Raw genomic sequence first — 23177 nt, forward strand, 5'->3', positions numbered from 1 at the left:
CTCTATAGCAATCTATATATTAGATAAAAACAAAAAAATTTCAAATCATTATATTATAGTTTTAAAAAAAATATTATTAGCTGTCGATAAAATATTCAAAGATTATACTCTTAAAAGTAAATTTAAGTTTCAAGATGCCTTTTATTTTTATATAGTTAATGATTTTTACTACTACCCTGGATTTAAATCGTATATTGCAAAAAAAAGCTTCCAGAATCTCAATAAAAATTTTAAAAGCATGAAGGAAGAAATAAAAAGAGAAGGTTTTTCCCAAATAGAGACTAACCTACTTACCAATAGATCTTATTTTAACTGGGAAATTGATTTTAGATGGTTTTTTAAAAAAGCAATTTTGAAATCTGAAAATATTTCTTATAGTACTACAAATAATGATTATTAATATTATAAAAGGGACTATTTTATCAACAATAGTCCCTTTATTCACTACTAACTATTTTTTATTTATTTCAATTAAATTATCGATATACTTTTTTAATAAAGGATAAATTAATTTAATAGATTATTGATCCCTCTTTCCATTGTGCGCCTTTTCAATAAAGTAAACACAATCAACATCACTCCAAGCAATGTACAAATGCTGTACATCCCTGAATAAGATAACACGCCTGAAAGAGGTCCCATAATGATACTACCCAGTGACATCCCTAGATCAGCTGTTGCAATAAATAAACCTATTAATATATTACGATTGTGAGTCGGTAAAACAAAACTTAAATAGGTGGTTAATGTGGGATACAGAATCGCTTGAGCGACTCCCATACATATAGCTCCTATGTATAGAACAACAGCACCGATAATGACAGAAAGACTAATCAATTGCGCAGCGATCGTTAATAATAGCAATGCGCCTACAATAAAGGAAGTATGCCATTTGCCATCAGAAGGAATTTTTTTGCGTAATGTAAATCGGGCAATCACTACAGTTGCCGCTTGAATCATCAAATATACTCCCGCACTTCCTCCGGTCAATTCTTTAGCATATAACGGAATAAAGGTTGTTACTGCCCCAAATACAACTGAAGCTGTCAACATCATCAGGCTACATGTAAAAAGAGTAGGATTGGTTATCAACTGCTTGAGCGATCCGATTGTTCCTGTTCGCTGATCTGAAGAATCTTTAGTTGCTGTAGAGGGTCTAGTATCTATACGCGCAGTATATCCAAGTACACCTGTAAAGACTGCAATAGCGATCATCGTTATTGTAAAATAAGTCATATTGCCACTTTGCCAGATACCTAGTGCTAAAAGTGGTGCAATGATACCTGGCATATAAGAGCAAAGTGAATATAACGAGATCCCTTGCGAACGATCTTTTTCAGGAAGTGCATCTATAATTCCCATCTGCAAAGCCATTGAGAAAAAAGCAGTAGATACTCCTTGTAAAATACGTGCAATTAGATAACCGCTTAACCCAGTAAATGTATACAATAGTAAAGCTACAGCATTGATGATTAAAATCAAACGAAGGATTCGAATAGGCCCATATTGTTGAATCATCTGCCCTGCCCACGGACGGAAAAACATGGTGGTTAATAAATAAGCTCCCATAATCAGCCCAATCGTTGTATTGGTCGCACCCCATGCATTTCCTTGAAGTGGAATAATCACATTTAAGATCGCATTGGCACTAAAGTAACCCAACACTAAAATGTATAATCGCAAAAATGGCCAAGACATCGCTCCTGTCAATGGTTCCCCCTCCTTTGATCAAAACACGCCTTTTTATAAAACAATCGATGTCGCTAATAAAGTACGACCGTAATCCGACTGTACCTGACTTAATTGATCTGTATTTATGATCTCTTCAATCTGTCCTTGACGAAAGATAATAATACGATCACAGATATAAGCAGCGGCTTGGATATCATGAGTAATAAAGACATAGCCCATATTGTAGATATTTTTCAACTCTTTCAGTAACTGAAGAACTTGTACTTGAATAGATACATCCAATGAACTGATCGCTTCATCCAAAATTAGATATTGTGGTCTGCAAGCAATCGCTCTAGCAATACATACCCGCTGTGCTTCTCCACCGGATAATTCATGAGGGTACCTTTTTTTGAATGAAGCATTTAAGCCTACTTGCTCTAGTAATGAATCCAGAACATATATTGAATTGCTGTCTATGTTAGTACGAAGATGGACAGATTCCATAATTGCACGCTCTACCGTAAAAAATGGATTGATCGAAGATGTATAATCTTGAAATACAGCGCTGATCTGACCTCGCCTTGTCGAACGATATTCAACAGACTTTCCGTGTAAAAATATCTGTCCTTGATCGGGTCGCTCTATACCTAATATCATTCTTACTAATGTAGATTTACCACTTCCACTTTCTCCGATAATACCTAAAGATTCTCCTGCTTCACATGCAAAGCTCACTCCGTGAAGCACCTGATGCTTCTTTTTCCATCCGATGATTCCGTTGTGATATGATTTGGTTATATTTTCAATCTGTAACATTAAGAACCCTCCATCAGTTGGCGAAAGTGATCACTTAGTGTCGCTCGGGTAGCCATTAGATAACGAGTATATTCATGCTGGGCATTTGTAAATATATGATGAGTTGTTCCTCGTTCTACTATCTCTCCTGAACGCATAATTAAGACTTCATCTGCTATTTGCCTGACCACACCCAGATCATGAGAAACAAAAATCATAGAGCTTCCAATCGTCTGACGCAATAGCAGAAATTGTTGGATCACTTCATATTGTGAAATGGTATCCAGCGCTGTTGTCGGCTCATCTGCAATAATAAGGTCTGGTTCTAATACGATAGCGAGCGCTATCATCATTCGTTGCAACATGCCTCCCGATAGTTCATGCGGATATTTACGTAGTAGCTCTACTGGCTTTTGCAACATAACTCGCTCCATCGCTTTGATCATATGATCATCAGCGACACGACGTTTCCATCCCAAATGTTGACCTAGTGTTTCTCTAAAATGAACACCGACTACACAGGAAGGATCAAAAGCGCTCATTCCATTTTGCATAATCATCGCTATTTCTTTGCCTCTTTTTTGCCGTATTTCTGCTTCAGATAAAGTCGTCAGATCGATTCCTTTAAATACAATCTTGCCCGATTGAGCCAAAGATTTAGGATTTAAGCGAGTCAATGCACGGCATGTCAAAGACTTACCACTACCACTCTCTCCTACAATCGCTAGACAACTACCTTTTCGTAATTGAAAAGAACTATCATGAACCAGTGCTTTCCCACTGTGTTGATCCCATATGCTTAATTGTTCCACTTCAAGAATATTCATATCCGAACCTGCCACTTTTTAGATGATGTATAGGTAGAAGCTGACTGATGCAGACGAGGATCAAGCGCCACTTGAAGAGCATCAGCCAAAAAGTTAAATGCAGATACCATAATGATAATAGCGATACCGGGAGCTAACATCATTTCTGGACGAGTGAACATTACTTCTCTAGCTTCATTAAGCATCATTCCCCATTCTGCATGAGGTGCTTGAATACCCAATCCTAGAAAAGAGAATCCAGATATTTGTAAAATCATCGACCCGATCGAACTACTAGCAATAACAGTTAGATCAGCAAACGTCACAGGTACCACATGTCTACGTATAATATGCCAGTTGCTAATACCCGATGCTTTGGCAAATCGAATATAATCCAATTCGGTATATTGCATAACTGACGTACGAATCACCCGAGCAAACCAAGCCCATTTGGTCAAAATAAAAGCTATGACTATATTTTCAAGTCCTACACCTAGAATACCGACAATGGCGAGTGTCATCACATAGCCCGGAAAAGACAGCATGATATCGCATATACGCATGATCCAAGCATCGACTTTGCTTTTAAAATAACCTGCTATAAAACCAAGTGCTGTCCCGATTCCTATCGAGATCAACAGTATCCATAACACCAGTAAAATACTTGGACGAATACCATAGATCAGTCGGGATAAAATACATCTACCCAATTGATCATTTCCAAGCCAGTATGACCATGTCGATCCATTATAACGAAGACTCATATTCACTGTTAACGGATCATGTGGAGCAATAATAGGTGCACATATCCCTATAACAATAACAGCTATAACAGTAACAAGTGACAGCATACCGATCCGATCATGTCGTAGATTACTCCATATATTCATTTACAGACCATTCCTTAATCTCGGATTCATTGCAGCGTTGATCATGTCAGAAATAGCATTGAATATGACAAATGAAATAGCCAGTATTAACACATAGGCTTGAATAACAGGAAAATCTCTACTTAATATCGCTCGTATACTCAAGCTACCTAACCCCGGCCAAGCAAATACATTTTCAATAACCACTGTACTGCCTAATATAATAGGAATAGCCATACAAAAAATCGATATCGCTACTTGAAGCGAATTACGTAAAATGTGCATCATAACGACAGATTCTTTTAACCCTGAGGCACGTCCATATAAGACATAATCTTTGTTCATATTACTGAGCATCGAACTACGTACATTTCTAAAATAGATACCAGCATAACTGATCGTGATAATCAGCACAGGCAGAATATAACTACGGTAAGAATCCATCCCACTGGTCGGTAACCAATCTAATTTGACAGAGAAATACCAGATCATTAATGCGGCTAACCAATAAGAAGGCATCGCTGTAAGGATAAAAGCTATTCCGCGCACCGTTTTATCTACTTTTTTTCCTACTTGTAATGCACAGATCACACCTAGCACCACAGAGACAATCATAATGGCTATCGAAGAAACCAGTGTTAATTTGAACGTATTTACAAAAGCAGGTCCTAACGTAGACCATACTGGCTGATTGGTTACATAGGAATGCCCAAAGTCCAATTGAAGACAAGCCATCCCCCAATCCAGATAACGGACAAAAAAAGGACGATCCAGACCAAATTGTTGCTCTGTTTGTCTAATCAGTTCTTCGGTAGTATCAGGAATACCTTGAGCTTGCAAAACAACAACTGCTGGATTCAAAGGCGATAAGTTAATAAAAGCAAACGTAATCAAAGAAATAATGATTAATAGTAAAAAAGCTAATACCATTCGCTTTACAATATAAATACTCAATCGTAATCCCCTCTACTTTGTATTCAATTCCAATCAGAATGCATATTTATTTTTCAAAGCTCATCTGTTCAAATGGAAGTTCGTATTGCGTCTGTTTGAATGTAATGCCTTTGAGATCAGAAGGTGCGACTACTGTGATATTTCCGTTCGTAATTGGAATAAAAACAGCCTCATCATGAACGATAGTAAGTACATCGGTGAATAATTGCTGGCGCGTTTGCTCATTCGTCGTCGTCATAATCTGATCAATCGTTTTATATAGCTTGGGAGCTTCAGGTATACCTTGAGTGGCGTAAAGATAAGCATTTTGTGAAGTGAATCCTGCAATTGTACTTTGTGGATCATAGGCTAATCCCCATGTCTGGTTAAACAACAGATCGTATTCACCGGTGGATCTACGATTCGCAATCGATGTTGATTCTTCTCCTGTTAGCTCAAGCTTCATGCCTATAGCTGCCGCGGCGCTTTGGATCAGTTCAGCTTCTATTTTTTGCGAAGAGGAATTGCTGTCATAATCTAATTTCATTGTGAGTGGTTTGCCATTTTTGGAACGAGAACCTGTACCCTCAGTAGATACCCAACCCGCACTATCCAAAAGCGAGGCTGCTTTTTGCGGGTCATATGCCCGTTCTTGCAGTGGGATATCTGCATCATTTACATTTTTTGAAAAGAGTGTATACGCAGGTGCCTCCGTTCCTCCCATAATATCTTTACTAATCGTTTCCCGATCGACTACATACCATAATGCTTCGCGTACAGCTTGTTCATGTACTGGACTTGCTTGGCGACTCGTATTAGCAACGATCATTTTGGTATTCATAGATTCACTTTGTACCCGTTGATACTTTCCAGATGCAATCAGTTGCTCTACTGCTTCTACATCTACGCTGTCTGCTCCACGATCATCTGTAAATGCGAAATTAACTTCACCTTTTTGCAAAGCTAGATACGTCGTTTCTCCTGCGGGTAATACTTTAGCTGTAATCATAGGGATGGTTGGAGTTCCATTCCAATAGTTCGGATTGGCTTTGAACGTTGCATATTGTTCGGGTTGATGGTCTGCCAGTACATAAGGGCCTGTACCATGATATCCATTGACTCCATCTTTAGTTTCTCCATTTTTAAAATCTTTGGGCGAAATAAAAACGTAAGGACGAGTCATAGACAGTTCTGCTAATGTTGGATAATAAGGTTCAGCTAGTACAAGTTCAACTGTATATTCATCGACTACACGACATGCTTTTATTTTGGTCGATAATTTGATCCAGGCATGCTTTTCTGAATTACGCTGTACTGCTTCTATATTTTGCTTGACCGCTTCGGCATTAAAAGGCTCACCATCATGGAATTTGACGTCTTTACGTAAATGAAACGTATAGGTTTTGCCATCCGGTGATACGTCCCAAGATTCTGCTAATAGGGGTTTGATCCCTTCTGCTGTATTTTCGACTAAAGATTCATAGACGATTCCTTGAGCAGGCATTGATCCTGCATAAAGATGAGGATTCATATCATTGATATCTTTGGCAGTCGCATAGGTGATGTTTTTTGTAGCAGTCTCTGCCTGATTATTAGGTTGATCTTTGGCTGGATTACAAGCTGTTAAAATGACGGTTAACACCATCAATATAGTGATCGATTTGAATGTTGTGATAAACAAATGATTTCGCTCCTTAATGAGTTGTCTGAATTCGGTTCTGAATCCGATTATAGTCTTCATCATGATGATGAATTTGAAAAGCAGTCGATAACGGTTCTTCGGGATGAGCTTCGATATACTGCTGAAGATGATATTCATAATTACGAATCAATTGATCAATCGTAGGACAAGGTGTACCTGTATGTCTGGCGAATCCTTGAATCATTTTGATACGATAATAGTCTTCTTGTGGCATTCGAGGAATGTCTTGCTTCCCTTCTTTATTGGTAAATACTGTCCGAATCGGCACAGCTGAGAAATCGAAATACCTTCCCTTTGAATCAGGTTCTGAAAATGGATCGATTAATAGTGAAGCATATCGTACATATAAGAGATACTCTTGGTGAATCGGTTCTAAGTCTATAAAGTTCTCAATATCTTCTCTAGATAGACTTTCTGTAGCGATAGGATAATTATCATCCACCATAAATTGAAGTAAATTGATCCCTGTAATCCCCATCTGCTGTAGCAGATTCATCACTTCTTTCCACTGAGACAGCATATTGCGAATCAATGGTGGAGTGATAGGACCTTCCGGATATAATTTGTATACAAATTTGGGGACACTATGACTACCAAATACAACTTGTAAGGAAAAATCATTCATAAATAGTGCAGGATGAACATAAAGTGAGATATTTCTAGTTTCTGCTTCCAGTGGTGAAGACATCGTTTGGACTTGAATTCCCAATTGTTGATACATACGCTGTAAATCTTGAACCCGCAACGAAGATGAAGTCTGAGAACCTATATATACTTTTTTCTTTACAGCAGTCGTAATCACTTGATGAGAAGGTTCATCACCTGCCCAACGTGTGTCTCCATAATACGTAGAAAAGCTGATAATCTCTGCCTCTGGTTGAAAAGCACTTATGTAGTCAGAGACGAGATCGCCCGAGCCAAATGTGGGAGAAATCAAAAGTACACATTGGATCTGCTTCAATAGATCAGGTTGCAGTTGTTGCAAGACTTGAATATAGGTGTCTGTAGTCACTGCCAGCACAATGGTGTCCCATTGTCCTGTAATCTGTTCGTACCCAGCAAATACATGATCTATACGACATCCTCCTGCGACTGATTGATGTTTTTCATTTTGAATATGCACAGATATATGTTGATCACTTTGCGCTAAAGCTTTATACACATGATCTGCACGTGAAGACTGCCGTCCTGCAATCGCTACAACACTATGTAAATGCTGCTTGAGATTAACAGCTACTTGAATTGCCACAGGACCTGTACCCAGAATCAATACATTTTGAAAATTATTCATGATCTACACCCTTTTGATAAATAGCAATATCAAATACTTGATCCGCATGTACAATATTCTCAACTTGTTGCCATTTTTGTGGATCTGTCGCTAGAGAAGGAAAATTAAATAATGACTTCAACCCATTTCCATATCGCATAGCCACTACCACTTGTTGATTTGTTAATAGATATAATAGATCTAGAATATCGTATTTTTCCGCAACGGTTGAACTGAAAATAATATGCGTAGCTTCTTGTAAGCCCTCAAGTTGTTCAACAGGAACCGCTTTTAACTCAATATCCAGATAAGATCCTAGTCGATCAATAACAGCTTGCCCCAGATCGATCGATTCTTGATCAATATCAATACCTACCACCTTAGCTCCAGTACGTCTAGCTATAAGCATAGGTGTCATTGGAAATGAGCCTGAGCCAATCATGACTACTTTGGATAAAGACGTCACATGAAATCCGCCAAATTCTTGTTCGATGCACGATTCTATATTTTTGAAATAATCGGTCTTCTCATCTTGTCCTTCCAGAAGGTGAAGCGCGCGATATTTCTCCATAATCGCTACACATCGTGCAGATCGGATTCGCAGTGTATCGATTATAGGTGTTAAAGCTTCAATATCACTGGTCTGTAATTGTTCCCACTGCTCTTTATGATAAGGATCAATAATGAACCTTGAATAATCATCGATCAACGTCTGCAACTGTGTATCATGGGCTAACGTATGATCATATTGAGCTATAGCTTGTTCAAATTGCTGTGAGTAATCAATCAGACTTTGTTGAAATGTGAGTAACTGTTCCATTGTTATCCCTCCAATAGATGATCCTAATTACATGTATTACACATTAACAAAAGCTTTGCCTTGCGCCACTAAACCTACATTGCCTTCAATCTCAACTTGTTCGACGATCGTATGTTGATAATTTGCGGTGACACGAATAGTTCCTCCCGGTTGCTTAATATCACAATCTATTGCTTTTTGATGTTTCCAAGCAAGATAGGCACCAATCGATGCTGTTCCTGATCCACAACCTCGTTCCCAGACGATACTATCAAGTGCTGGTACATAAATAAGTGGAGCCATTTCGCCCGTTTGTGCATCATACAATAACAGACCGATCAGGCTTACATCATATTCTATTGCTAATATCCGAATAAATGATTCTGCTTCTTTCTGTAGAGTAGTACTGAATGTCTGCATTTCAATCACAAAATGAACAGCATCCTGATAATTCAATTGTGTAGTCTGCCAGATCTTATCTTTATGAAATGTACGGTATTGAATCTGTTCTGGCACCGGCATTCTAACACGACAATAATATTGTCCTGCTTTTCGAGTGACTATACACTGGATAGGTGTATGATTGCCTGACGTTTCAATCTGGATAGGCATGGCTGTCATATCGGCGATATTCTTCTCTATAGCGAGCATCACTGCAAGAGACATACAGGCATTACCGCAAAATTCACCTCCTGCCATATGTAGACATGCTTCAGCATGAGGGCTAATCGCTTGCTGAATAAAACCTACCTGTTCTGCATGTACATGATCATAAGACATCAAGTTCGCAGCAATACGGGCATGATCCTGTTGTGGATACCATGTTTTTACAAGGATAGTCATATTTTGTGTAGGACTAAACTTTACAAAATCGATCTCTTGCTTCATTGTTCACCCTCATTCCGATATATGCTTTTATTAAATAGTAATAATTACGATTATCATCTGTAAGCATATATTACAAATATTGATAGTGTCAACAAATAATTATGCTATAAGGAAATTTATTATGTAATAAATACATCTGTATAAGATATAGTTATTATGAAAAAAAGCGACTATCCGGATAGGTTCTTTATACCGGATAGTCGCTTTTTTGCTATGGATACATCATAGGTACTGGGTATACGAATTACTCATCGGCTCCAATATTTACTGCACTACCAGATACCCGATTTTGCCCGTCAATATCAGCAGTTCCTATAATAGCTGTATCGGTTGATCCTTTATCTACAGCAGGTGAAGTTGCCTGAATATGATAATTATCTGCACTTACATTTACAAACTTAGGATCTGCGAAGATAGAATGAGCATCATTACCTGATCCTGATTTGTAAGCTGCAAATCCGTTATACTCTTTGTTTTTCCAAATCCAAAATGTAGAATCACTACTACCTGAAGCAAAGTACAAATTGTAGTCGACGACATTACCTGAATTTTTGGTATACGGATTCGTGATCAAAGCATTTGAAGTACCAGCTACCATAATATTGTTTTTGATAATATTATTGGAAGTATCGTATTGTACTAATAATTGTCCATTATCGTCACCTAATGTATCGTTTTTGTACAGCGTATTATTCACGATTTTGGAGTTAGTCGTTGAACCCCGACCTGTATCGTATCCACCCATAGCAATACCGGTTAAGCGGTTTTTATAGACCATATTGCTACGAACTGTAATATTGTCGGTTGCTTTGCCTGCATGTTCAGAAGCAATTTCGATACCGATATCGTTGTTGTAACTATAGTTACGCTCAATAATCGTATCTTTCCCACCATCGACATAAATACCATCTGCGGAGTTAGTGTTATTAGGTACAGGACCATAAGATACATTATTATTAGATGTAATATTGTACACTTTATTACCTTGAATCAATCCATTACGAGCTTGATCATAAGCAACTGTTGGAGACTTGCCTTCGAATCCAATCACATCAATCCCAATGTTGTCTGCATCATGGATCGTATTATTGAGGATTGAAAATGTATCTACATTCCCGTTTACAACTAATGCTTCACTTGTACCTAAGACTAAATTATATAATTCATTTCCGCTGATTGTCAGATTATTGATTGAAGCTGGAGCTTGGGTTCCATAGACAGCAATACCATGAGCATCACGTCCTAACCAGATGTCTCCACTTGGTGTAGATGTAGGTGTAGCTGTACTTTTGATATCATGGATTTTGTTATTGAGTAATTTGATATTGCTTCCTTTACCATGGACATAGATACCAATCGGTAGCAAATCTTTAGTCGCTGTTTTGTAATTGCTAAGTTCTAACCCTTGAATCGTAATGTAATCCGCATTTTGAATATCAATTAATCCTTCTAATCCTGTAACACTTAATCCTGTTCCATCAATGATAGGTTTTTCAGAAGCATAGTTGCTAAAAGTGATAGCTCCCGTAGAAGAGCCTGATTTGGTGATTTTCAGCTTCTGATTATACGTACCTCCACGAATATAGACAGTACTTCCCGCTGTAGCTACATCTGCGGCATGTTGCAGTGTTTTCCAAGGAGCACTCAATGTTCCTGCATTAGAATCACTACCACTGGTGGATACATAATATTGCGTTTCTGCGGCTACCGCTTGAGAAGTATTCCACTGAATACCTGTGGTTACTAACAACACCATACTTGCGCCTAGCACTACTTTTTTGATGGACTTGAACACTTCTTCATCAGCTCCTCTGAAATAGTGAATTGCGATACATTAACGTTGTTGCTTACCCCTTGTATAGCAGAATAAGTATGAAAAGCTCACCTCCTTTAAAAGAATAAACACGTTAAGAATGACTCATCTGTATATGGTCTATCTGCTGTAAAGTCGGTAAAGCGCCTGTACCCCCTACTCCTTGAGTAGATAACGCACCACAAGCATTTGCAAATTCTAACAAAGTAGCTCTTCGATAGCCTTGTAAATATCCATAAATGATCCCGGCATTGAAGCAGTCTCCTGCTCCTGTCGTATCAATAGGCGTCACCGGATAAGAGCGAATTGTTAGCGGCTGCTTGGTTGCATCAACAAGTAAAGAACCTTGAGAACCTAATTTTACGATCACATCGCCTACAAGATCAGGTAATTTGGTAATAACTTCTTCCATGTGTGAAGTGTTATATATATGCAATATCTCTTCTTCACTTGGAATAAACAAGTTAGTGGTTGTTAATAATTGTTCGATTCCTGAACGATCCCATAGATTACGAATGTCCCAACCGGTATCAAAAGAAGTGCTTACGCCTAGCTGCTGTGCCTGTGCAAACAAGGTTGACCAATGCTCTCGCATCTGATCTTGCAAATAGTAGGAACCGAAGTGTAAATGATCAGCTTCACGAAGTAATGATTCTGTTACCATATCAGGTGTAACACATGGAATACTTCCCGGATAGGTGACAAGGCCACGATCAGATGAAGTCGAAAATGATAAGGTTACTCCTGTTTTGATATCTGAACGTATGTGAATATGATCTGTGTTTACACCCATTCGCTGTAATTCTTGTATACAAAATTCTCCAAAATAATCTGCTCCCACTACACTTACAAATGTCACTTCAACGCCAAGACTAACGAGTGCACAAGCCGTAATCGCTGAAGATGATCCCAAAACGATTTCGAATTGATTAGCTATCTTTTCTCGATTCCATTCCGGTACAATATCTTCTCCGGTTAAAATCATATCGACATTCAATTCGCCAACCACAACAACACTTGCAACGGGGGTATGTGATGCTTTAGTCTTCATCATTATTTCATATTCGGAATAAATTCCCGTTCCACTTCATATAATTCATCGAACATATTGCTAATTTCTTCAAGTGAACATACGGCTGCTGTTAATGGATCAGACATCAATGCATGACGTGCCATCTCTTTATCGTTACCGAGTACAGCACCTACAGCTAGTTCAAAAAATGCCATATTCGAGCGACACAGAGCAGCTAGATGTTCAGGTAGACTACCGAACTGACAAGGATTAATTCCATTACCATCAATCATACAAGCCACTTCGACAACACCATTTTGCGGTAAATTGTGAATCAGCCCTTGGTTAGGTACATTGCCATAGATCACTTTAGGTTCATTTTTCAGCATAGCTTCTATAATAACCGCTGCATACTCATTACTATTTTTCAATTCGATAGGTAAAGTACCTTCTAATTGTTGCAAGATACGCTCATCGTTTTCTTTTCTCCAGATGGGCCAGTTATCTGCATAAAATCCTGTTGCACCGTTATATCCTGTATTGCAGTGCTGATCAATTAATTCCTGACGTTTGCGATAATAAGGAATATATTCAGAAAAGTGTCCGCTGGATTCAGATACAAAAGCACCTAAGTATTTCATTGCGTCTAAGCGCACAGGATCTTGACGCAGTAACTCTTCGTCTTTTATCTTTTCCAGTAATACAGGGTACAAGTCTTGACCTTTATGCTTGAGTTCAACGAACCATGACATATGATTAATACCACCTGCTCGCCATTCTAATTCGTTGTAAGGTACATCTGCATACTCTGCTAATTGACTGGATGTGTTCTGAATCGAGTGGCATAGACCGACTACCGGAAGTTCTGTAATCCGTGAAGTGAGTAAGGTGACTGCTGACATCGGATTCGTATAATTCAAAATGGTTGCCTGAGGAGCAAGGTCTTCAATATCTCTCACAATATCGATCCAGCTTGGGAGCGTGCGCAACGTTTTGAACAAACCACCGGGTCCAAGCGTATCTCCTATACACTGATTTACATTGTATTTAAGAGGAATCTCATACTCGTACCTTACATTTTGCAGTCCACCGACTTCAATCTGATTAATTACAAATTGAGAGCCTCCAATGACTTCACGTCGATCGGTAGAAGCGATAACTTTCCAACGATTACCTGTCATTTCGATTAACTTTTCGACCATACGACGAGCAATATCTAGACGCTTTGCATCAAGATCGACTAAAGCGATTGTTCCTCCATCGATTCCTTCTATTTTCAAGATATCTGTAGTGATATCCTGTGTAAAAGCACTACCTGCACCAATAATAGATATTTTTGTCATTATAATTCGCCCTCTCTGTATGTCGATTATGATGGAATATTGTTATTTCATACCTGTCATGGTTAAGCCTTTGATAAATTGCTTTTGGAAAATAAGGAAAACAATCATTACAGGTAAAGTAATTAAGACAGCAGCAGACATCACAACATTGTAATTGATCACATGAGTTCCGTTAAAATATACAAGTGCCAGAGGCACAGTCATATGATCGGTATCATTCAATACGATTAATGGCCATAGATAATTGTTCCATGCATTCATGAATGTAAAGATACCAAGCGCTGATAACATCGGCAAAATCAGAGGAGCAATAATGCGAATCATCAATCGCAATTCACCAGCGCCATCTATCCGCGCAGCATCTAACAAGTCTTGCGGGATATCTTCAATAAACTGTTTGGCTAAGAACACTCCATACGAACTAACAAGGTTAGGCAAAATAATAGCGGCTAAATGATCAATCAATCCAAGTCTTGCAGTGATCAGATAGGTGGGAATCATAATCACTTGAAAAGGAATCATCATCGTTGCCAGAATCAACATAAATAAAATGCGTTTGCCTTTAAATTGATGCTTAGCAAAAACGTAACCGGCAAGTGCACTTGTAAACAGTGTAATGATGGTAATAATGACTGCTGAAATAGCGCTATTCCACATCCATTTCACAAATGGAGCATCTTCAAATACAGTGAAATATCCTTCTAATGTCGGATGATTTGGAAAAAAACTTCCCTGACCTGACATGATATCCATATTGCTTTTGAAAGAAGATACTACCATCCATAGATAGGGAACCATCATTGCCACTGCTGTCACGATTAGGAACACCAATACGATCGAATCCAACCATGGACTTTTTCGTTGCATCTGTATCTCCTCCTCTTATTGTTCCCAGCTAGAACGTCCTAATCGGAACTGAATTAATGTAACGATTAAAATGATGATCAAGAATATAGTTGCCATTGCCGAAGCATAGCCCATATTGGAATTGGAAAAAGCTTGGTCATAAATATTAAGCGCTAAGACTCTTGTTTCGTTAAACGGCTCTCCTTTGGTCATAATCTGGAATTGTGGAAATGCTTGAAAATACGAAATCACTGTAGTGATCGTTACAAATAACATCGTTCTACGCAATAAAGGCAACGTCACAAAAAAGAACAAATGCCAGCGATTAGCGCCATCCAGAATAGCCGCCTCATAATACATATCAGCAATAGAATCTCTGCCTGCTATAAATAGCACGATATTATAGCCAATATCTGCCCAGAGCGTCATCATAATAACCGATAACAAGGCATACTTGGGGTCACTTAACCAGTGAACAGGAGCAATATGTAGCTGACCCAGAATCACATTGAACAATCCACTGTCATAATTCAAAATAGTTGTCCAAACAATTGCCGTTCCCGCTAGTGGAGCAATAGCCGGTAAAAAGAACAGCGTGCGAAATAAATTTTTAAGCCATTGGATTCGTATTGCATAGATCGCACTTGCAATAACTAAGGTAATCAAAATATTGCTGATCACAGTAATACCAACGAATTTAAAAGTGACCCAGAGCGATTTTAGAAAGACTGCATCTTGAAATAACAATGCATAATTTCTGATACCTATAAAAACAGCATGATTACTGAGCGGACTATAATCATAAAAAGATAACAACAAACTCCAAGCAATCGGCAGAAAAGCAAATACTCCAAAAAGAAGTAGAATCGGGGCTAGAGCAATACGTACAAACCATTTCTCATTTTGATATGAACGAGTGGTTCCTTTATCGAATGTTCTTTTGCTGGTATTTCCAGCTTCGATACTTTTATTCATTCGCTATTCACCTCGATTACTTGTGTTGGTCTTGACTTGAATTGATTGATTTTTCTATATTACCTAGACCTGTTTCGACGGTGATCTGTCCGCTTACAATCAACTGAAAGTTATCGTTAATCTGTTTGAAGAAATAATCTCGATCTGCAATAGGACCCATCCATTGACCATACTTCAAAATATCAAGCGGTGCTTTCATGTATGGATTCTTCTTCAAAAATTCAGGATTATTCGCGACTTCTTTTTTTGCAGGTACCGTAAATGTACTTACATTCCATTGAAGCAGATTTTCATTTTCGCTTAGAAATTGAATGAAACTCAAAGCTTGCTTCTGTATTTCACTTTTACTGGCTACGACTACACCCCATCCTGATTCTGCTGCGAAATAAGGATTCTCATTCGTAAATGAAGGAACAGGGACATACTCAAAGTCTTTCACCTTATAGTTATCCAGTCCAGAAGCAACTGTCCAAGGACCACGATAAGTCATAGCAGAATTGCCACGGAAAAAGTAATCTGAACTATCCAATTGACCTCCAAAAACAGAAAGATCAGTTACTTTATCTACACTAACCAAAGAAGTAAGCGTATTCATTGCTCGAATAGCTTCTGGAGTTTGAAAGCTTACATGGTTATCGGTTCCCCAGTACTTTCCATTCTGTTGCAAAATCATGGAGAGAAAAGTAAACGTAATATTGTCTAAAGAAACAAAATCAAATCCTTTGATTTGAATGCCATTATCATTACGTACCGTTAATGTTTTGGCATTTTCGACTAAATCAGCCCATGTTTTGGGTGGATACTCTAGTCCTTTATTTTTGAACATTTCAGGATGGAGCAACATGCCTCCATTTTCGAGGTTATATTCAAGTGGTAAACCGTACAACTTGCCATTGTATTGATAAGCTCCTAATGGGGCTGGATAATACTCTTTGCTGATCTTGTCGATATTAGGAACTTCGGTCAGCGCTCCATTTTTACTATACTCTGGAACCCATGTACCAAACATCTCAGCTACATCGGGAGGGTTTTGTGCAGAAAAAGAGGCTTTAAGTTTTTGATTATAAACGTCATATGGAAAGGTCTGAAATTCAATTTCGATATCGGGGTGCTTGGCTTCATAAGCTTTGATCAGCTTGTTATATGCATCATTCATTGCACTTTCTTGATGTGCCCAAAATACGATTTTAGTTTTACCAGAGGAGCCTACATTTTTAGAATTCGATGCACATCCTGCTAGCATCACAGTAATCAAGATCAGTAAGATGAAATGGTTCAAAACCTTAGTAGGCATATTTATGAATTCCCCCTTTCAAATTCAGTACTCTTACATGCTCTATTTCTATTACCTATAGTGTATAGACAAAAGTTGGATATTCGAGCTACACAACCTTGTCTATACGTAATAACAGCTATATGATCAGATAGATATCCCAATCATTAGACAAGTTGTAGTTGAACATGTTCTTTCTCACATAATTGCTGTAACCAGGAATCAGGATGTACATTAGTGATAATACCGGTCACTTCTTTTAAAGGCATAATCGTAAATAAAGCTGTTTTCTCAAGTTTACTTTGGTCGAACACAGCATATACTTCACTAGAACGCTCACTCAATTGCTGAGCAATGCGTACTTCTAATTCAGAATGCATAGTAAACCCTCGTTCAGATGCGACACCATCTACACCCAAGAACATTTTGCTCAAATTAATCTTCTGAATAACACTTTCAGCTAAAGGGCCAATTAATTCATAACTTTGTGAGCGCATTACACCACCTGTTAGAACCACTTGGATTCCTTCAGCATCTGCTAATTCAAAAGCAATATTGACGGCATTTGTAACAACAGTGATATTTTTGCGATGCTTCAATTCCATAGCGATCAAAAAAGTAGTTGTACCGCCTGTAAGACCAATAACATCACCATCAACGACTAATGCCGCCGCCGCTTCTGCGATTTTTTGCTTATCTGGTTGCTGAGCTAGCTGTTTATCGACAAATGGAACTTCATCCTGACTGATTTTGCTTCCACCCTCGTACACGGCTCCGCCAATCGTACGAATCAGATGTCCTTCTTTCTCCATAAGATCTAGATCACGTCTAGCTGTAGCTTCAGAGCAACCAATAACGCTAGTAATTTCTTGGACAGATATTTTTCCATTCTTTTTGATCATATCCATAATTTTTGTTCGCCGTAATTCACTTTTAGAATACTCCATTTCTGCAATCTCCTTTGATTGTTATGAGCATTATTCATATAATTCTGCTCTTTTTAATCATTTTGTATGATTACAGAATGAATTGCAAGTATTTATGATCGGTTCATACGGTTCACCTTTTATAAAGGAATGACCTGAACAGCAGATTCTAACTCCAAGTAAGTAGCATAATCCATATCGCCTGCTTTTTCAGATAAAGCATTTGCACTAGCAACAGCAGAAGCTAACTTTAACTGTTGTATAGGGTCGTACTGTCTTAATGTGGCAAATGCCATGCCTGCTACAAAAGCATCACCGCATCCTACCGTATTAATGGCTTGAATAGACGGAGATATCACTTGATACACTTGCTTATTGATGATTGCAATCGCTCCCTGACTTCCTCGTGTAATACAGACATTCTCTATCCCACGATTAATAAGAAGCCATGCTGTATCAATATATTGCTGATCTGTTGTCAGCGAAGTATTGCTCCACTGTTCTAACTCATGTTGGTTCGGTTTGATAAAATAAGGCTTAGCTTGAATTGAATCTGTAAAAGCGGCTCCACTTGTATCCAAAAAAGCATGTGCCCCTGCCTGCTGTACAATTTCGATGAGTTCAGCATATCCATTCGTTGCGACTCCTTGAGGTAAACTCCCTGAAAAAACAATAATCGTAGACAACTGTGCAAGTTGTTGTATTTTCTGCTTGATGGCTATCCATTGCGATGAAGAAATCGTAAGCCCCGGTTCTAAAAGTTCAGTAGAAGCATAGTGACTGGATTCATCAATAATATTAAGACATATTCTCGATTCACCTGATGTCATAACAAAATCTGTATTTATTTTGCGTGTTTGTAGTAAATGGTCTATTAGTTGTCCATTGTCTCCTCCTATGCAACCAGAAGCAGTTACTTCACCACCTAATAATTTGATCATTTTGGCTACATTGTTCCCTTTACCACCTGGTTCTGTTAGTACACGTCTGACCCGATTGACCTGATGGGTCGCAAATGAATCCATATAATACGTTTTATCGACTGCTGCATTCAATGTCACTGTAGTAATCATTGTAGAACGCCAGCTTTACCTGCCGATCCGCATAAGCCGATTTTTTGCATGGCTAATTGTTTAACTGCTTCTTTGGCAGGAATCATATATTTACGTGGATCGTTTTCTGAAGGATTTTCGTCAAAAACGTGCTTAATCGCATCAGAGAAAGCGATACGTAATTCAGTAGCTACATTCATTTTGGACATCCCTAGAGCAACGGCTCGCTTCACTTGTTCTGCTGGAATACCTGAACCTCCGTGAAGAACCAATGGAATATCGACCAATGCTGCAATTTTCTCGATTCGTTCAAAATCAATATGGGGGTCGCCTTTGTAAATGCCATGTGCTGTTCCAATCGCAGGTGCTAATGTAAGTACTCCGGTTTGTTTTACAAATTTCAGACATTCTTCAGGATCTGCTAATAGAGCATCTTTTTCATCAACGACGATATCGTCTTCTACCCCTCCTACTTTGCCAAGTTCTGCTTCTACATTTACACCAGCAGCAGTTGCTACTTCCATGACTTTGCTAGTGATGGCTACATTATCATCATAAGAATGCATAGAAGCATCAATCATGACCGAGGTATAACCTGCACGTATACATTCAATAATAAGATTGAACTCTGTACAGTGATCCAAATGAAGAGCGATCGGAATAGAAGATTGATTAGCAGCAACTGTCGCTGCTTCGACTAAATACTTAGCACCTAAATGACGAACAGTGCCCACCGTCGATTGGATAATAAGTGGAGACTCCATTTCTGTAGCAGCATCTACAACAGCTTGTAGCATTTCCAAAGTATGTACATTGAAAGCAGCTACAGCATATTGATGTTCTCTTGCCTTTTGGAGCATAACAGTGGATGAAATAATTGGCATATTAACATCTCCCTAATGATTGAATAAATCATTTAATTTGATCCTTTAGATCATTTTTTAATTATGATACTCTTAATTTATGATCAAAACAATCTTTTTTTATTATTTTTTACAATTTTATTTATTTTTCCATTAAATAAGCGTAATAAATATCACAATAATCAACTTTTGATTTAATAAATCATAATTATGATTGAAAAAATCAAAATAAAGAAATATACTATATATGAAGTCCGCTCGTAATGACTATGTTGCAAAATATACTATATGGAGGTCAATTCATGAATTTAACGTATCAGGAAGTAAAAAAGCAATATACAGCGCTACATCAGACGTTCAATTATATGCTAGAACATCGTCATGCTATTGAAGAATTAAGACAACAAGTTCAACCTACTTCTATTACCTTTGTAGGTTGCGGCTCTAGTTACTGCCTAAGTGAATCCGCCGCTTTTTCGACTCGTTTGTATACACATATGCCTGCATCTGCATTAGCAGGTGGTGATCTCATGCTAAATGCAGAGCGATATGCTCCTCTTTTGGCAAATACATTATTGGTTGCTCCATCACGCTCAGGGAGTACAAGCGAAATTATAGAAGCTATTCAACGTGTACGTAAACTACAACCTCTTTCGGTTCTTTCTCTATCCTGTGTATCCGATTCTCCTTTATCTACACAAGCTGATTTATCTTTAGAATTACCATGGGCATTTGATCATAGTGTATGTCAGACTCGTACAGTCACGAATTTGTATCTAGCTAATCTGTTGATTAATGCTTTTTGGAGTAATGATGAGAAATTAATTGAAGATATTCAAAGTGCGATTCAAATGGGCGAAGCTTATATGGAAAAAGTAGAAGCATCGATTCGAGAAGTAGCTGATTTCGCATGGAATCGTGTCATTTTATTAGCAGATGGTGAATTACAAGGATTAGCTAACGAGGGTGCAATTGCTATTACTGAAATTGCTCAAGCAGAAGCGCATGCTTTTCACTTATTAGATGTTCGCCATGGCCCAATGGTCACTATTGATCAAGAGACATTGGTGATTGCAGCATTAACTGGAGAAGGAACATCGTATCAACATGATCTTATTCAAGATATCCATGCTCGCGGAGCACGAATTATTGCGTTAGCCGATCACGCCAATCGGATTCCAGATGCATTAGTCCATCTAGGAATTGTTTTAGAACAACCTTTGCATCCAGCAGCACAAGGGATTCCTTTTATTTTCATCCCGCAAATAGTGGCATTAGCCAGTGCAGAGCGTCAGAATATTAACCCTGATCAACCCGATGGATTGGAAGCATGGGTAAAGTTGTAAAAGTAGATTTGTATTTGTAATAGTGCCGATAAAATTTATACAACAAAAGAGAACAGTCCTCTATAAAGGTCTGTTCTCTTTTGAGTTGTACTATTTGCCTATCATTTATTCATTTCAAATCACACCTAGACCGGCTAATAGCGTCCAAATTCCAGATAAAATAATCAATCCCAATGAATATTTTTTAAACTTCTGCTCGTTCAAATAGTTAACCGCTTTAACTCCAATCCATGTCCCAATCACCATCACCGGTAACATCCAACCTAGATACAGACTTATCTCCTGATCGATCAATCCACTATATACAAAGGTAATGATCGTCACTCCATTTAATATCACACCGACTAAGGCTAGATTGGCTCGAAACATCTGCTTGGACATGCCTTGATTAGACAACATCAATGCCATAGGAGGTCCACTAACAGAGATACTTCCACTCAGCAATCCGCTTAATGCTCCTGCTGATAGATAAGCTGCTTTTTCATTGGCTATCGGAATGGTGCGTCCACTTAACAAAAACACAGCAAATAGTGTAATCAATATACCTGTCGCAATTTTAAGTACACTCCCACTGATAATAAGTAAAAATAACGTTCCTACCGGAGCCATAGCAACACTTGCGATAATCAATAATCCGATTTTACGAATATTCGTATCTCGATACACTGAACCTAAGACCAACAAACAAATCAGCATACTCAATATCACAATCATCGGTACAACACGTTGAATAGGGAGAAACAAGCTCAGTAAGGGTAAAGCAATCAACGCAAACCCAAAACTAGTCAGTCCTTGTACAAAACTTGCAATCAGGATAATACCTGCCCCTATCAGTAGAGCGTCTATAGTAATCATCTATACTCCTTCATGTTAACTAGATTCTATATTATATTAGATTATACGGTATACTTTTATCTATCCATACTATAATACTTTATAGGATCAATATAGATATAATCTAATAACCAAATTAGGCGGGATAATACGATGAAATTAGAACGATTGATTGCGATGATCTATAAATTACTTCATCATGAAGTATTGTCTGCTTCTGTATTGGCAGAACAATTTCAAGTTTCACAACGGACTATTTATCGGGATATTGATGTACTCTGTGCTGCTGGATTACCGATTGTCTCTTATCAAGGTAGTGGCGGCGGATACGGGATTATGAATGGATACAAAATGGATAAAAGCCTACTAGGTGCGTACGATGTCAATTCATTGATCACTGTTCTTGGTAGTCTCTCCACTGTATTTCAAGATCAACGTGCTCAAAGTACTATTGAACGTCTACAGAATATTGCTCCTGAACATCATCATTCTAATCTGGCGATCAATTTTAATACATACCGTACAGAACCTCATGCGCTGCTTTTTCTACGTCAAGGCATTACAGATACTAGAGTCGTTCGTTTCGATTATATTAATGCCAATAATGAGCATAAGGCGCGAGAAATCGAACCGTTATGGCTTCATTTTAAATATAGCACATGGTATGTACAAGGATTCTGCCGGACACGTCAGGATTATCGTGAATTTCGCTTGTCTCGAATGATGAATGTGGAGTTAACCGAAGAACATTTCCAAGCTCATCCACTTAGCCCTCAAGAGCCTATACATGCCGAACAAGAATGGAATACTTTATTAGAAAATATCTTAATTCGTGTAGCACCCCAAGCCTTGTCTGAAGCACTGGATCAATTTCAGCAAGCCGATAAGGAATTTCAGACAGATGGAAGTATGATTATGCGTATTCCTGTCTACCAACCACTGGAAGCCAAATGGTTGCGGTCGACACTGCTTAGCTTCGGAGATGGTATTGAAGTACTAGAACCTATCGAGTTACGTAGTATCTTAAAGCAACAACTTCAACAGGCGCTCAACCTTTATCCAGAAGTATGACATACTGTTGTCATACTTGTTTGGCTATGATGAGGATAGAAATTAATTATCATTCCAGAGGAGCTGTTATTTGTGCCAAATCATCCT

The 23177-nt window shown here is 38.3% G+C and carries 22 protein-coding genes; 3 read left to right on the forward strand and 19 right to left on the reverse strand.

What is annotated here, in order from left to right; genetic code table 11:
* A partial coding sequence (locus tag PTI45_RS24100; protein ID WP_175425149.1) for a hypothetical protein occupies window positions 1-400 on the forward strand: 400 nt, incomplete at its 5' end.
* A gap of 107 nt (window positions 401-507) precedes the next feature.
* On the opposite strand, the gene cntE is transcribed toward PTI45_RS24100, so the two are convergent.
* The 18 genes from cntE to fba form a co-directional block, all read right to left on the reverse strand.
* Window positions 508-1710: a staphylopine family metallophore export MFS transporter CntE gene (gene cntE / locus PTI45_RS08335; protein ID WP_069327108.1), complete on the reverse strand. Its 1203-nt coding sequence runs from the start codon at window positions 1708-1710 to the stop codon at window positions 508-510.
* 33 nt (window positions 1711-1743) lie between these two features.
* A complete protein-coding gene (locus PTI45_RS08340; RefSeq protein ID WP_069327109.1) occupies window positions 1744-2490 on the reverse strand; it encodes an ABC transporter ATP-binding protein in 747 nt (248 codons plus the stop codon).
* Window positions 2490-3296, reverse strand: a complete 807-nt coding sequence (gene cntD / locus PTI45_RS08345) for a staphylopine uptake ABC transporter ATP-binding protein CntD (RefSeq protein ID WP_069327110.1) — start codon at window positions 3294-3296, stop codon at window positions 2490-2492. Before cntD ends, PTI45_RS08340 begins: the two co-directional genes overlap by 1 nt.
* Window positions 3293-4165, reverse strand: coding sequence for a staphylopine uptake ABC transporter permease subunit CntC (gene cntC / locus PTI45_RS08350; protein WP_069327111.1), 873 nt, complete (start codon window positions 4163-4165; stop codon window positions 3293-3295). The genes cntD and cntC overlap by 4 nt, the downstream gene beginning before the upstream one ends.
* Complete coding sequence (opp1B, locus tag PTI45_RS08355) at window positions 4166-5098, reverse strand: nickel/cobalt ABC transporter permease (RefSeq protein WP_139129231.1); 933 nt, start codon at window positions 5096-5098, stop codon at window positions 4166-4168.
* A 46-nt stretch (window positions 5099-5144) separates the two neighbouring features.
* A complete protein-coding gene (cntA, locus tag PTI45_RS08360) occupies window positions 5145-6758 on the reverse strand; it encodes a staphylopine-dependent metal ABC transporter substrate-binding lipoprotein (protein ID WP_425415573.1) in 1614 nt (537 codons plus the stop codon).
* A 13-nt stretch (window positions 6759-6771) separates the two neighbouring features.
* Window positions 6772-8070 carry an opine metallophore biosynthesis dehydrogenase gene (locus PTI45_RS08365; protein WP_139129232.1) on the reverse strand — a complete coding sequence of 433 codons (1299 nt, stop codon included), beginning with the start codon at window positions 8068-8070 and terminating at the stop codon, window positions 6772-6774.
* Entirely contained in the window at window positions 8063-8869 is an 807-nt protein-coding gene (locus tag PTI45_RS08370) for a class I SAM-dependent methyltransferase (RefSeq protein WP_069327113.1), read from the reverse strand. The genes PTI45_RS08365 and PTI45_RS08370 overlap by 8 nt, the downstream gene beginning before the upstream one ends.
* 36 nt (window positions 8870-8905) lie before the next feature.
* The gene (locus tag PTI45_RS08375; RefSeq protein WP_069327114.1) at window positions 8906-9736 is read right to left on the reverse strand and encodes a histidine racemase CntK family protein; all 831 of its coding nucleotides are present in this window, start codon (window positions 9734-9736) and stop codon (window positions 8906-8908) included.
* Window positions 9737-9980: 244 nt separating this feature from the next.
* Window positions 9981-11492, reverse strand: a complete 1512-nt coding sequence (locus PTI45_RS08380; protein ID WP_069327146.1) for a right-handed parallel beta-helix repeat-containing protein — start codon at window positions 11490-11492, stop codon at window positions 9981-9983.
* A gap of 151 nt (window positions 11493-11643) precedes the next feature.
* On the reverse strand, window positions 11644-12603 hold the full coding sequence (locus PTI45_RS08385; RefSeq protein ID WP_069327115.1) for a carbohydrate kinase family protein: 960 nt from the start codon (window positions 12601-12603) through the stop codon (window positions 11644-11646).
* Window positions 12603-13904 (reverse strand): alpha-galactosidase, encoded by a 1302-nt coding sequence (gene melA, locus PTI45_RS08390; RefSeq protein ID WP_069327116.1) that lies wholly within the window; start codon window positions 13902-13904, stop codon window positions 12603-12605. The genes PTI45_RS08385 and melA overlap by 1 nt, the downstream gene beginning before the upstream one ends.
* Window positions 13905-13946: 42 nt before the next feature.
* The gene (locus PTI45_RS08395) at window positions 13947-14771 is read right to left on the reverse strand and encodes a carbohydrate ABC transporter permease (RefSeq protein ID WP_069327117.1); all 825 of its coding nucleotides are present in this window, start codon (window positions 14769-14771) and stop codon (window positions 13947-13949) included.
* 15 nt (window positions 14772-14786) lie between these two features.
* Window positions 14787-15725, reverse strand: a complete 939-nt coding sequence (locus tag PTI45_RS08400) for a carbohydrate ABC transporter permease (RefSeq protein WP_083243424.1) — start codon at window positions 15723-15725, stop codon at window positions 14787-14789.
* A gap of 16 nt (window positions 15726-15741) precedes the next feature.
* Window positions 15742-17019, reverse strand: a complete 1278-nt coding sequence (locus PTI45_RS08405; RefSeq protein WP_069327118.1) for an ABC transporter substrate-binding protein — start codon at window positions 17017-17019, stop codon at window positions 15742-15744.
* Window positions 17020-17165: 146 nt separating this feature from the next.
* A complete protein-coding gene (locus PTI45_RS08410; RefSeq protein WP_069327119.1) occupies window positions 17166-17945 on the reverse strand; it encodes a DeoR/GlpR family DNA-binding transcription regulator in 780 nt (259 codons plus the stop codon).
* A 119-nt stretch (window positions 17946-18064) separates the two neighbouring features.
* Entirely contained in the window at window positions 18065-18997 is a 933-nt protein-coding gene (locus PTI45_RS08415; protein ID WP_069327120.1) for a 1-phosphofructokinase family hexose kinase, read from the reverse strand.
* Window positions 18994-19860: a class II fructose-1,6-bisphosphate aldolase gene (gene fba / locus PTI45_RS08420; protein WP_069327121.1), complete on the reverse strand. Its 867-nt coding sequence runs from the start codon at window positions 19858-19860 to the stop codon at window positions 18994-18996. The genes PTI45_RS08415 and fba overlap by 4 nt, the downstream gene beginning before the upstream one ends.
* 281 nt (window positions 19861-20141) lie before the next feature.
* On the opposite strand from fba, the gene PTI45_RS08425 reads away from it, so the two are divergent.
* Window positions 20142-21185, forward strand: coding sequence for an SIS domain-containing protein (locus PTI45_RS08425; RefSeq protein WP_069327122.1), 1044 nt, complete (start codon window positions 20142-20144; stop codon window positions 21183-21185).
* A 114-nt stretch (window positions 21186-21299) separates the two neighbouring features.
* On the opposite strand, the gene PTI45_RS08430 is transcribed toward PTI45_RS08425, so the two are convergent.
* Window positions 21300-22040, reverse strand: coding sequence for a sulfite exporter TauE/SafE family protein (locus PTI45_RS08430; RefSeq protein ID WP_069327123.1), 741 nt, complete (start codon window positions 22038-22040; stop codon window positions 21300-21302).
* Between the two features lie 132 nt (window positions 22041-22172).
* Between PTI45_RS08430 and PTI45_RS08435 the strand changes: the two genes are divergently transcribed.
* A complete protein-coding gene (locus PTI45_RS08435) occupies window positions 22173-23090 on the forward strand; it encodes a helix-turn-helix transcriptional regulator (protein ID WP_069327124.1) in 918 nt (305 codons plus the stop codon).
* Window positions 23091-23177 lie beyond the last annotated feature (87 nt).

Source organism: Paenibacillus nuruki, from assembly GCF_001721045.1.
In the GTDB taxonomy this organism is placed as follows: domain Bacteria; phylum Bacillota; class Bacilli; order Paenibacillales; family Paenibacillaceae; genus Saccharibacillus; species Saccharibacillus nuruki.